General features: G+C 71.1%; 11 protein-coding genes. 3 read left to right on the top strand and 8 right to left on the bottom strand.

Going from position 1 to position 11,710, the window contains the following annotated elements; translation table 11 throughout:
• Positions 1-2: 2 nt before the first annotated feature.
• The 4 genes from QFZ64_RS34720 to QFZ64_RS34705 form a co-directional block, all read right to left on the bottom strand.
• Positions 3-1,634 carry an FAD-dependent monooxygenase gene (locus QFZ64_RS34720; RefSeq protein WP_307071465.1) on the bottom strand — a complete coding sequence of 544 codons (1,632 nt, stop codon included), beginning with the start codon at positions 1,632-1,634 and terminating at the stop codon, positions 3-5.
• Entirely contained in the window at positions 1,631-2,413 is a 783-nt protein-coding gene (locus QFZ64_RS34715; RefSeq protein ID WP_307071464.1) for an alpha/beta fold hydrolase, read from the bottom strand. Before QFZ64_RS34715 ends, QFZ64_RS34720 begins: the two co-directional genes overlap by 4 nt.
• A 248-nt stretch (positions 2,414-2,661) precedes the next feature.
• Positions 2,662-2,874, bottom strand: coding sequence for a hypothetical protein (locus tag QFZ64_RS34710; protein WP_307071463.1), 213 nt, complete (start codon positions 2,872-2,874; stop codon positions 2,662-2,664).
• A 207-nt stretch (positions 2,875-3,081) separates the two neighbouring features.
• On the bottom strand, positions 3,082-3,675 hold the full coding sequence (locus QFZ64_RS34705) for a TetR/AcrR family transcriptional regulator (protein ID WP_307071462.1): 594 nt from the start codon (positions 3,673-3,675) through the stop codon (positions 3,082-3,084).
• Positions 3,676-3,955: 280 nt separating this feature from the next.
• Between QFZ64_RS34705 and QFZ64_RS34700 the strand changes: the two genes are divergently transcribed.
• From QFZ64_RS34700 to QFZ64_RS34690, 3 genes are all read left to right on the top strand, one after another.
• Positions 3,956-4,384, top strand: coding sequence for an organic hydroperoxide resistance protein (locus QFZ64_RS34700; protein ID WP_307071461.1), 429 nt, complete (start codon positions 3,956-3,958; stop codon positions 4,382-4,384).
• Between the two features lie 123 nt (positions 4,385-4,507).
• Positions 4,508-5,116: a TetR/AcrR family transcriptional regulator gene (locus tag QFZ64_RS34695; protein WP_307071460.1), complete on the top strand. Its 609-nt coding sequence runs from the start codon at positions 4,508-4,510 to the stop codon at positions 5,114-5,116.
• 585 nt (positions 5,117-5,701) lie between these two features.
• Positions 5,702-6,325: a TetR/AcrR family transcriptional regulator gene (locus QFZ64_RS34690; RefSeq protein WP_307071459.1), complete on the top strand. Its 624-nt coding sequence runs from the start codon at positions 5,702-5,704 to the stop codon at positions 6,323-6,325.
• Here the strand turns inward: QFZ64_RS34690 and QFZ64_RS34685 are convergent.
• From QFZ64_RS34685 to secY, 4 genes are all read right to left on the bottom strand, one after another.
• Complete coding sequence (locus tag QFZ64_RS34685) at positions 6,291-6,959, bottom strand: chorismate mutase (RefSeq protein WP_307071458.1); 669 nt, start codon at positions 6,957-6,959, stop codon at positions 6,291-6,293. The genes QFZ64_RS34690 and QFZ64_RS34685 overlap by 35 nt on opposite strands.
• Before the next feature lie 113 nt (positions 6,960-7,072).
• The gene (locus QFZ64_RS34680; protein WP_307071972.1) at positions 7,073-8,611 is read right to left on the bottom strand and encodes an MDR family MFS transporter; all 1,539 of its coding nucleotides are present in this window, start codon (positions 8,609-8,611) and stop codon (positions 7,073-7,075) included.
• Between the two features lie 196 nt (positions 8,612-8,807).
• Positions 8,808-9,818, bottom strand: coding sequence for an NAD(P)-dependent oxidoreductase (locus tag QFZ64_RS34675; protein WP_307071457.1), 1,011 nt, complete (start codon positions 9,816-9,818; stop codon positions 8,808-8,810).
• A 66-nt stretch (positions 9,819-9,884) separates the two neighbouring features.
• On the bottom strand, positions 9,885-11,198 hold the full coding sequence (secY, locus tag QFZ64_RS34670) for a preprotein translocase subunit SecY (protein WP_307071456.1): 1,314 nt from the start codon (positions 11,196-11,198) through the stop codon (positions 9,885-9,887).
• Positions 11,199-11,710 lie beyond the last annotated feature (512 nt).

The following is an 11,710-nucleotide window of genomic DNA, read 5'->3' as shown; positions in this document are numbered from 1 at the left end:
CTCTACCGCTGAGGGGCGGCGGCCCGCCCGGTGACTGTCCGCAGGAGTTCCTCGGGACGGGCCTGCGGCCCGCCCATCCAGGCGACGTGCTGGTCGGGGCGTACGAGCAGCAGCTCGGTGGGGTAGTGGTCGGGCCGGGGTGCCGGCAGGTCGACGACGGCGAGCGGGATGCCGAGGCGGTCGGCCGCCGAGGTCCACGACGTCACGCCGACGCCCGGGTCGGTCCGCAGCAGGGTGAAGCCGGGACCGAGCACATCGAGCACGGAACGCTCGTCGTCGAGCCAGACGTGCGGCAGCCGGAACCCCGGCTGTGCCCGCCGGAGGTGGTCGCCCATGGTGATCGCGGCCTGTTCCTCGCCCCCGACCACGAGGGGCGAGTCCGCGTAGTGGTAGCCGAAGCTGAAGCCGTCGGGCGAGTAGCGCTGCGGCTCCGAGGCGGCGAGCCGGGCGGCGAACTCCGCGCGGGCACGCTCGCCCTCGGGACCGGGCAGATGGATGTCCGGCGAGAACTCCGCGAAGGCCTTGTCCGCCGCCGCCCCCACCGCAGCGGCGAACTGCTCGCCCACCGGCCTGCGCTCCCGCTCGTACGCGTCCAGTACCTCCGGTGCGGCCCACCCGTGATGGACCGCCGCCAGCATCCAGCCCAGTGCCGCCGCGTCCTGGATACCGGCGTTCATGCCGAACCCCCCGACGGGGATCCAGATGTGGGCGGCATCCCCGGCCAGGAACACGCGCCCGGTGCGATACCGCTGGGCGACCAGCCGGCGTCCGGTCCAGCGCACCACGCCGAGCACCTCGTGCGCGACGGATGCGCCGACCGCCTCCCGCAGCAGCTTCTCGGGGTCCTCGGCCTCGGTGTCGTGGTCGGGGGCGAAGGCCACGTGGTGCAGCCACCGCGTGTCACCGTCGATGGCGATGAGGGAGGAGATCCGACGGCCGTAGGTCCAGTACGTCCACGCCCGGTCCCGTGCGGCCAGCCGCCCGAGCTCGGGCGAGCGGAGGTAGGTGGAGACGAACTTCTGGAGGGCGTCGACGCCCTCGTAGCGGATGCCGAGTCGACGCCGCACGGTGCTGTGGGCGCCGTCGCAGCCGACCACGTAGGCACACCGCAGGGTGCGGCGCTCCCCGGCACTCTCCACGACCGCCTCGACATGGTCGTCGTCCTGCTCGAACCCGACCAGGCGGGTGCCCCGCTCCAGGGTGAGCCCGGGGAGCCGGCGCGCGTACTCCTCCAGGATCGGCTCGAGGTAGAGCTGCGAGATCCGGTGCTGCGGCTCCGGGGTCGGCCAGTCCTCCTTTCCCTCCCCGTCCAGCACGTCGCGGGCCGACGGCAGGTCGATGCGGAAGATCTCCTCACCGGTCAGGGTCGTCCGGTACTGGATGGTGGTGGGGTGGTTCTCGGGGAGCCCGGCACGCCGGACGTCGTCGGCCACTCCGAGTCTGCGGAAGATCTCCATGGACCGTGCGGAGGTGGTGTTGCACCGGGGGTTGACGGCCCGTTCCTCGGCCGCCTCCACTACATGGCACCGCACGCCGCGCCGGGCCAGGTCGATGGCGAGGGTCAGCCCGGCGGGCCCGGCACCGACGACCAGGACCGGGACACGGTCCTCGCTGTTGCTGGTTGCTTTCGTCATGCGCTCAGGAACTCTCCTACCAGGCCGCAGAAGGCGTCCGGCCGATCGACATGGATCCAGTGGCCCGCCCCCGCCACCACCTCCAGGCGGGCGTCGGGCAGGGCATCGACAAGGCGCTCGGAGACCTCGACCGGTGAGACCCGGTCGCGGGCGCCGTGCAGGGCGAGCACCGGATTGGCGAGCTTCGTGAGATCGACGGGAGGGGGACCGCCCGCGACGTCGGCGAACATCGACCGGAACGCCGGCTCCGCTCCGGGGCGCAGCGCCTGGCGCAGCCGGACGGCGGTGAGGGCGTCGAGGAGCGCGCGGTGGGCGCTCTCGTCGGCGACCAGCCGCCCGAGGGTGGCGCGCATCGAGTTCTCGGTCGGGTCGTCGTAGAAGGGAACGACCCGCGGCGGCGGTCCGGTTCCCGCACCTCCCATGACGACCGCCCGACCGACGCGGTCGGGTGCCAGGGACAGGAGCGCCAGTGCCGCGGCTCCGCCGGCGGTGGAGTTGCCGAGGAGGTGTACGCGTTCCAGTCCCTCGCGGTCGAGGAGGTCCAGGACCTGCCGTGCCCGCGCCAGCGCCCAGGCGCGCGGCCCCCGTATTCCGGCCGGCCCTTCGATCCGGGCGCCGAACCCGAGGAGATCCGGGGCCAGGCAGCGGAACTCGTCCGAGAGCCGCGAGCGCACGCTCGCCCAGTTGCTCTCGGCGTCGACGCCCGGACCTCCCCCGTGCAGCAGGACGAGAACGGGTCCGATGCCGGTACGGGCGACATTCTCCGATGTGTCCGCCACGTGCAGCCTCCTCGCTGGGCAGTGCTGGGTAGCACCGGGTCGTACGTCGGGTCTCTCTTCACGGCGGCCGAGCCTCGTCTGCGGTGACCACCTGCGACGGAGCCAGGGATGTCACGCTCCGGCCGCAGCGCCCTCGACCGGGTCATACGGCGCGGCCCTGGCGCGCATGGAGCGTTGTGTATGTAGCGTTCACTCTACGGCGCTCGCACCGTGTTGGCTACCTCCGCGACACGGCTGTGCGAATCCGGCTACATGCCCCACCGGGGAGTTATCTCGGCGACGGTCAGGGCCGCGAGCCGCAGGGTCGCGTCGCGGCGATGGCGCCGCGACGCCGGCGTGTCCGCCCTGGCCACGGCATGGCCGCAGGCCTCTTCGGGGCGGTCGGCGGTGACGATGAAGACATGCGTCCCGAACGTCCCTTGAGCGGTGAGCGTCGGGATGGTGACAGCCCATTGAGGCATGGCGTGTCTCCTGCGAGGCGTGCGGCGAGGTGTGGACGCAAAGCGGCAGGATCTTCATGCCCGCCTTGACTGGAGCACTCGGTACGAACGGCAGCCTAGGGTCGCCACACCCCTCCGTCAAGACCGAACGTTCTGCCGCAACTTCGCGGTCGGCCGACCGTGTCAGGCCGCGCTACGACCCGCCCCGCCCCGCCACGCCACTCCGCGCTACGCCGCTCCGCGCTGCGCCGCCAGGCCGCGGACCATCGAGAGGAACGGGGCGACATGGGAGCTGTAGGCCACGTTGTCGAAGCTGTTGGTCACCGACAGGCCGTCCGTCAGGGCCCGCCCGAGGACCGCCAGCTCCTGGACGAGCGCTTGCGCGTCCTCGTCGCCGCCGTCCGGCACGAATATCGGGGTCAGGGCGTCCACCCACGACTTGTGGGCGTAGTCCCGGATGCGACGCACGATCCGCTGCACGGCCTCGGCATCCTTGTGCGGGCCGACGCTGACGGCGACCAGCAGACGCAGGTAGTCGGGGCGCCGGTCGAGGGAGCCGCAGGCAGCCGAGAACCATGCCTCCAGGCGCTCGAACGGTGCCAGTTCGTCGAACGAGGACGGATTGGGGAACAGGGCGTGGAGTTCCTCGAAGGTGCGCTCGAGCAGCGCCGCCAGCACGCCGAACTTGTTGCCGAAGTGGTAGTAGATCGAGCTGGGCGGGAGCCCCGACTGCGCCGACAGGTCCGAGATGGCCATGCCGTCGTAGCCCTTTTCACCGATGAGCGAACGAGCCGCGTTCAAGATGACCTCGCGGCTGCTCAAGCCGGCACCAGCCGACGCCGAACCTGAAACCCTCGCCATGCGGCCATCATAGATCCCCGCACTCCCCTCCCCCGGAGGCCCGCCCCGGGCTCCTCCCCCCGGAGACCTGCTCCAGGCCCTGCCCCGGAGACCTGCCCCGAGACGGCGAAACAGACCAGGACTGCAAAGCAGTAGAACGTTCTGTCTTGACGCCGACCGCCTCCGTGGACACACTCACATAGAGACAGAACGTTCTACTTTGTCGAGGGCCACCACGGCCCTCCGATCCGAGGAGAGAGAAGTGACCGACATCCCGTACAGAGGCATCGCCACGTCCACCGGCGACGGCAGGTCGGGGGGCCGCGCCCGGACCAATGACGGACTGCTCGACCTCACCCTGGCGATCCCGAAGGAGATGGGCGGCCCCGGCGGCGCGACCAATCCCGAACAGTTGTTCGCGGCCGGCTGGGCCTCGTGCTTCCACTCCGCACTCAAGGCCGTAGCGGCTCAGCAGCGGACCGAGATCTCCGACTCCACCGTCGTCGCCGAGGTGGGTGTTCAGAAGACTCCCGAGGGCGGCTTCGGCCTCAGCGCCGTCCTGCGCGTCGAACTGTCCGGCGTCGAGCAGGAGACGGCGGACAAGCTCGTGGAGGCGGCCCACGCGATGTGCCCGTACTCCAACGCCACCCGCGGCAACCTCCCGGTCACCCTCGACGTGACGGTGGCCTGACGCCCCCGGCCGGGAGAGCAAGCCTCCCCTCCCCCGGCCGGACGGTTTCCTGCATCCACAGGGCTGTTCGGCGTACGATGGCTAAAACGAACGTTCTATCGCGCCAGTCGGGTAAGTGAGCGTATGAGTCGGAGCATTGAAGGTGCCGCCGTGTCCGAGGCCCGGACGCGGCTGCTCAACACGGCAACCCGGATCTTCTACGCGGAGGGGATCCACTCCGTCGGCATCGACCGGATCGTCGCCGAGGCCAAGGTGACCCGGGCCACCCTCTACCGGCACTTCGCCAGCAAGGAAGACCTCGTCCTCGCCTACCTGCAGCAGGCCGACCAGGCCGTCCGGGGACAGGTGGGCGCCGCCCTGGCCGACGCCCCCGCCCCGGCCGACCAGGTGCGGGCCGTGGCCACGTCCATCACCCAGGGCATCCGGTCCGCCGGGTTCCGCGGCTGCGCCTTCCTCAACGCGGCCGCCGAGTACTCCGACCCCACGCACCCGATCCACCAGGCCGTCCTGGCCCACCGGCAGTGGTTCCTCGACACGGTCACCGAACTGCTGGCCCGAACCGGCGACAAGCCCGCCGAGGCCGCGGGCCGTCACTTCGTGATGCTCCGCGACGGCGCGATGGCGGCCGGCTGCCTCTTCGACCCGAAGCTGATCTCCGACACCTTCCTCCACGGCGTCGAAGGCATCATCAGGGCCCGTGCCGTCCCCGAACTCGCCCCGCGCAAGGTTTGAGGCTGCCCGGCCGACGGGTCCCCCCGTCTCCTCGGCCGACGGCGCACGCGCCTTCACGCATGTTCCTCCCCACCTCCGCGGAAGCACCCGCCCGGCGGGGAGGACGTCTCGTGGTGCCGAGGCCGGCCGAGCGGTACCGGGTGGTGCTGTGCCACTACACGGGCTCGCGCCGCCTGACCTGCCGGCCCGCACTCGACAGCGGTACTGCTCGCCGGGCGGCCACACCGGCGACGTCGTCGCGACCGCGAGGTCAGCGAGGAGCGGGACACGAGCGCGCGGTCTCACCACGGTGGACATCGACGAACTCCTCGCCTCGCGGGAGCCGAACCGTCCGCGCCGGTCCTCCGTCACGGCGCCGTCGGTCACGGGCGATCCGGAGCGGCGGCACCACGGCACTCCTCGCCGCACGCCGGTACGCCCACACCGCGGACGCGGACATCGCCCCGGCCACCGTTCCTCCCGGCCCGGCGCGCATCTCGGACTCGCCGGGCCGGACCGTCGCCCTCCGCCCCGCGGCCCGCATCGCCCGACTTCGGGCGAAAGCCCTCAAGACTGAACGTTCTACCGTTTGGTACCGTGGGAGGCATGAGTCGGAGTACTGAAGGCGGCACCGTGTCCGAGGCACGGACCCGGTTGCTCAACACCGCGACCCGGATCTTCTACGCGGAGGGGATCCACTCCGTCGGCATCGACCGGATCGTCGCCGAGGCCAAGGTGACCCGGGCCACCCTCTACCGGCACTTCGCCAGCAAGGAAGACCTCGTCCTGGCCTATCTGGACCAGGCCGACCAGGCCATCCGGGGACAGGTCGACGCCGCTCGGGCGAGCGGTGCGTCCCCGACCGACCAGGTGCGGGCCGTGGCCAAGGCGATCACCGACGGGATCCGGTCCGCCGGGTTCCGCGGCTGCGCCTTCCTCAACGCGGCCGCCGAGTACTCCGACCCCACGCACCCGATCCACCAGGCCGTCCTGGCCCACCGGCAGTGGTTCCTCAACACGGTCACCGAACTGCTGGCCCGAACCGGCGACAAGCCCGCCGAGGCCGCGGGCCGTCACTTCGTGATGCTCCGCGACGGCGCGATGGCGGCCGGCTGCCTCTTCGACCCGAAGCTGATCTCCGACACCTTCCTCCACGGCGTCGAAGGCATCATCAAGGCCCGCACCATCCCCGAACTCACGAACGCGGCGTCCCCTGCGGCACGGGACTGACAGTCCCACCGGTGCGGCACACGGAGTTCGTCGCCGTGCTCAGCGCCCGGCGGTGGGGCGCGTCCAGGCGCTCCCGCACCGCTCCCGACACCTCCGCCAGCGCGAGCTGCACCGAGCAGGTGACCGGCCTGTCGCGGAGTTCCGCCGTGTTCCGCAGTTCCGCGAGCAGGTCCGTGGTCAGTCGGTCGAGGCGTACCCGGATCACGCCGAGGTCGGGGCGTGTGGTGGGGGCTTCTTCGGGGTGAGCGGTCCAGCGGGCGAACAGTGCGCGCTGCACCTCCTTGCTCGCGGTGATCTGGTCCCGGAAGAACGCCACCGCCGTGTCCGCGTCGACTCCCGCGGCCTCGGCCTGCGCGCGGACCTGCTCCAGCACCTGGGCCTCGCGCACCGGGTCCTCGACGGGTGAGTCGGTGCCGAATTTCGCCGCCGCCACCTCGTCGCTCACCAGGAGGCGTTCGATGACGAGGGCCGTGAGAGGGCCGAGCCTGCCGAGGGGTTTCGCGGTGGCACTGCTCGCGGGTTCGGCGCTCGTGCGCGTACCTGCCGCCACGGCCTGGGGGGCGGTCAGTACCGTGGCGGCCAGCAGGAGTCCGACGGTCGCCGCGCGGTGCGTCGTCCGGGTGCGCAGGTTCAAGGGTCTGCCTCGTTCTCGTGGTGTGGAAGGGACGGGTGACATGGGTCGCGTACTCGGCTGCCGGCGAGGGCCGGTGGCCGGAGCGGTCCGGTGGCGGAAGGTGTCCGGAGCGGTCAGGAGGCCTGCTCCGCCTCCGGCGCCCGCACCGCGCTGTCGGACGCGCGCAGGGGGACCTCCTTGATGAACAACGTCACCAGGAAGGCGATCAGGGCGACGGGGGCGGCGTACAGGAAGATGTCGCCGATGCCCCGGCCGTATGCGCCCTCGAGCCAGATGCGAACGGAGGCGGGCAGCACGGCGAGGTCGGGCAGCCGGCCACTGCCGGCAGCCTTCGCGGCGGCCGCCCGGTCCTGCGGGCCGAGGTCGCCGATGGTCTCCATCGCGTGCCGGCCGATGCGGCTGGAGAGGATCGAGCCGAGGACCGAGACCCCCACCGCGCCGCCGAGCGAGCGGAAGAAGGTCACGGTCGAGGACGCGACGCCGAGGTCGCGGGTGGAGACCTGGTTCTGCGTGCACAGGACGAGGTTCTGCAGGGTCATGCCGACGCCGAGCCCGACCAGCGCCATGCAGCCGGCCACGTAGAGGTACGGGGTGTCGTGACGGAGCATGCCGAGCAGGGCCAACCCCGCCGTGAGCAGGATGCCGCCGGCCAGGAGCCATCCCTTCCATCGACCGGTCCGGGTGATGACCCGGCCGGAGACGGTGGAGGAGAGGAACAGGCCGCCGATGAGCGGGATCGTCATGACCCCCGACAGGGTGGGGGACGCGCCGCGGGCCAACTGGAAGTACTGGCTGAAGAAGACGGTACCCGCGAACAGGGCGACGCCGACGAACAGGGAGGCGACGGAGGCGAGGGCGATGGTGGGGTTGCGGAACAGGCGCAGCGGGATGACCGGTTCGCTCACCTTCGTCTCCACGTACAGGAAGACGAGCGTCAGTGCGAGCGCGGCGCCGAGCAGCGTGTACGTCTGCCAGGACAGCCAGGCGTACTTGTCGTCGGCGAAGGTGACCCAGATCAGCAGGGTGCACACGGCGGCGGTGACGAGGAACGCGCCGGCCCAGTCGACCTTGACGTGACGCTTGGTCAGCGGCAGGTTCAGCGTGCGCTGCAGCACTATCAGCGCGACGACGGCGAAGGGGACACCGACGAACAGGCACCAGCGCCAGCCGAGCCAACTGGTGTCGGTGATGACGCCGCCGAGCAGCGGTCCGCCGACGGTGGCCACGGCGAAGGTGGCGCCCAGGTACCCCGAGTAGCGGCCCCGTTCACGAGGGCTGATCATCGCGGCCAGCACGACCTGTCCCAGCGCCGAGAGGCCGCCGCCGCCCAGGCCCTGGATGACCCGCGCGGCGATCAGGGTGGCGGGGTTCGGCGCGAGTCCGGCCACCAGGGAGCCGAGGACGAAGATCACCAGCGCCGACTGGACCAGGATCTTCTTGCTGAACAGGTCGGCGAGTTTGCCCCACAGGGGGGTAGAGGCGGTGACCGCGAGGAGGGACGAGGTGACGACCCATGTGTAGGCGCTCTGGCCGCCGCCGAGGTCACCGATGATGCGCGGCAGCGCGTTGGTGACGACGGTGGAGGACAGGATGGCGCAGAACAGACCGAGCAGCAGACCGGACAGGGCGCGCATGATCTGCGCATGGGTCATCGTGCCCTCGCCGTAGTCCTCGGTGTGGGGGGCGGGTGACTCCGTACCCGCGCTGGGGGTGGTTGGCATGGGGTGTGGTTCCTTCATGTGGTGCGGTGGGTGTGCCGTGGCCGGCGGCGCACCGGGCGCGGTCCTCACAGGTGAGCCGCGGGGCGGTTCTCGGAGGTGGGCCGCGGGGCGCGTCGGCGTCGGTCCGTCACCCCGCCTCGGCGTGGCAGTGGCGGGTCAGGGCGGTCATCTCCAGGAGGCCGTCGTCGAATGCGATGCGCGGCCGGTAGCCGAGGACGGTGCGGGCGGCGCTGATGTCGTAGACGCGGTCGCGGCCCAGGACCGCGACCCACCACTTGGTGAGCGGCGGGGTGGTGGTCCTGCGCGGCAGGCGGGCCCTGCTTTCCATGAGGACCGCGAGGGGTGCGGCGACACGCGAGGGGAGGCTGCGGCCGGTGGAGACGTCGACACCTCGGGTGGCCAGCAGTGCGGTGAGGAAGTCGCGTACCGGCATCGGGGCGCCGTCGGTGACGTAGTAGGGCACACCGTGGTGGCCGTGCTCCAGGGTCAGCAGCACGGCGTCGGCGAGGTTGTCGACATGGATGAAGTCGATGACCCGCCGGCCCCCGTCGATCCACAGGAACCGGCCCCTGGCGGCGACGGCGGCCATTTCGGTGAGGTTCATCCCCGGTCCCCAGACGAGGGGCGGCCGCAGGATCAGCAGGGTGGTCGCCTGTGACGCGGTGCCGCGCAGCGCCTCCTCGGTCGCCAACTTGGTGCGCAGGTACGCGGTGACGGGGGTGCCGCTGTCGGTGTGTTCGTCGACCACGGTGGCGCGTTGGGTGCCGGTGGACACATGCGCGGCGCTGAGCAGTACGAACCGGGGCACTTCCGCTTTCACGGCGGCCGCGTGCAGAGCGACGGTCGGTTCTTGGTTGTCGGCCCGGAAGCCCGCTTCGTCGCCCCGGGGTCCCGTTCTGGCCGCGGCGTGCACGACGGCGTCGACGTGGTGCAGGGTGTCGAGCCAGGCTGGGAGGGAACCGTCCGGCCGGACGAGTTCGGCCAGATCGCCGGGCACCGGCCGGGCTCCGGCGTCGGTGACCTTCTTCGCGCCCGCACCGGAGCGGGCCAGCGCGGCGACGGTGTGCCCTTCGGCGCGCAGTCGTCGAATCAGATGCCGGCCGACGAAGCCGCTGCCGCCGGTGAGAAAGACGTGCACGAGTGACTCCTCATGTGCGAGGACACCGTGTCGCCACAGGGCCCTTGGGTGGGAAGTGCGGGCCGCTCAGCGGAGGAAGCCCTCGTAGTGGCGTTGCCGGAGCCGGCTCTCGATCTGTCTCACGGTGTCCAGGCCCACGCCGACGATGATCAGGAGGCTGGTGCCGCCGAACGGGAAGTTCTGGCTCGTTCCGCTCGTGGCCAGCGCGAGGGTGGGGACGAGGGCGATCAGCCCCAGGTACAGCGCGCCCGGCCAGGTGATCCGGTTGAGCGTGTGGCGCAGGTACTCGGCGGTCGGGCGTCCGGCCCTGATGCCCGGGACGAAGCCACCGTGCTGCTTCATGGTGGTCGCGATCTCGTCCGGATCGAAGGTGATCGCGACGTAGAAGAACGCGAAGAGGACGATGAGTACGGAGTAGGCGACGAGGTAGACGGGGTGATCGCTCTTGGTGAGGTTCTGGGTGATCCAGGTCTTCCACCCCGAGTCGCCGTGCGAGAACTGGGCGATCAGGGCCGGGAGGTAGAGAAGTGACGAGGCGAAGATGACCGGGACGACACCGGCCTGATTCAGTTTCAGCGGTAGGTAAGTGGACGCACCGCCGTAGGAACGGCGGCCGATCACGCGCTTGGCGTACTGGACCGGGATGCGGCGTTGGGCCTGCTCCACGAAGACCACGAGGCCCACCAGGACCAGTCCGACGAGGAGGACACCGCCGAACGCGATCCAGCCGTCGGCGAGGGTGCCCTGCTTCTTGATGGCCCACAGTGCGGAGGGGGTCGTGGCGGCGATCGAGACGAACATGAGGATCGACATGCCGTTGCCGATGCCGCGCTCGGTGATCAGTTCACCGAGCCACATGACCACGCATGTGCCGGCGGTCATGGAGACGACCATCGTGACAGTGGTGAGGATCGCCTTGTCCGGGACGATGTCGGAGGCGACCGCGCAGCCGGAGAAGAGGGTTCCGCTGCGGGCGGTCGCCACCAGTCCGGTGCCCTGGAGCACGGCGAGCGCGACGGTCAGATAGCGGGTGTACTGGATGATCCTCGCGCTCCCGGCCCGGCCCTCCTTCTTGAGCGTCTCCAGACGGGGGACGACGACGGTCAGCAGTTGCAGGATGATGCCGGCGGTGATGTAGGGCAGGACGCCCAGGGCGAAGATCGTGATCTGAAGCAACGCACCGCCGCTGAAGAGGTTGACCAGCCCGAGCAGCCCCTGGTTGGCGGAGGCTCCGTCGACACACCGCTGGACGGCCCCGTAGTCGACGCCCGGGAGCGGGACGTGGGTGCCCAGCCGGTACACCACGACGACACCGAGCGTGAAGAGCAGTTTCCTGCGCAGGTCGGGCGTCCTGAATGCGTGGGCGAATGCGACGATCACGGTGCCTCCGGCGACCCTGCCAGACGCGCCGTCGTGGATCGTCGGCGCCCGGCAAGACCAAACGTTCTATCTCGCAGCATCGTCGACCGCGGGAAGCGTTCTTGTCAAGACCGAACGGTCTACCTACCGGTAGGTGCGGCCGAGCCGATCCTCGGATCCCGTCTCGGCCGGCACCGCCTCTCGCACCCGGCGGTGCGGCTCGGCCGGCGCGGGATCGGGCTCCGGCGAACGGGCGGCACCGAGGCGGGTCTCTCGAAGCGGACCACGCCGTCGAACCGCACCGGCGGCAGCAGCGGCGGCAGGCGGCCACCTCGGCGGACTCCCGGCGGATCGGGGCGGTCGACTCCGGTCAGGCGGCCAGGGTGAGGCGCGGGCTGCCGGCGGGCGAGGGGGGCGCGCACGGCTGGGCGGGCCGCCGTCAAGCCTCCCGGACCGTCGAGTCCACCGCCTCGTCCCCGTCCGACCTGACTCGACCGCGCGCACCGCGCCACCCCAAGGGCGCACCTCCACGC

It is taken from the genome of Streptomyces sp. B3I8 (assembly GCF_030816915.1).
Classification (GTDB): domain Bacteria; phylum Actinomycetota; class Actinomycetes; order Streptomycetales; family Streptomycetaceae; genus Streptomyces.
The sequence above is the reverse complement of the archived record's forward strand: the minus strand, read 5'-3'. Positions and strand labels throughout refer to the sequence as shown.

What these genes read in the sequence shown, in the direction of transcription:
- QFZ64_RS34720 (WP_307071465.1), bottom strand. Translation starts at nt 1,634, where the DNA reads ATGACGAAAGCAACCAGCAACAGCGAGGACCGTGTCCCGGTCCTGGTC.
- QFZ64_RS34710 (WP_307071463.1), bottom strand. Translation starts at nt 2,874, where the DNA reads ATGCCTCAATGGGCTGTCACCATCCCGACGCTCACCGCTCAAGGGACG.
- QFZ64_RS34695 (WP_307071460.1), top strand. Translation starts at nt 4,508, where the DNA reads ATGAGTCGGAGCATTGAAGGTGCCGCCGTGTCCGAGGCCCGGACGCGG.
- QFZ64_RS34690 (WP_307071459.1), top strand. Translation starts at nt 5,702, where the DNA reads ATGAGTCGGAGTACTGAAGGCGGCACCGTGTCCGAGGCACGGACCCGG.
- QFZ64_RS34680 (WP_307071972.1), bottom strand. Translation starts at nt 8,611, where the DNA reads ATGACCCATGCGCAGATCATGCGCGCCCTGTCCGGTCTGCTGCTCGGT.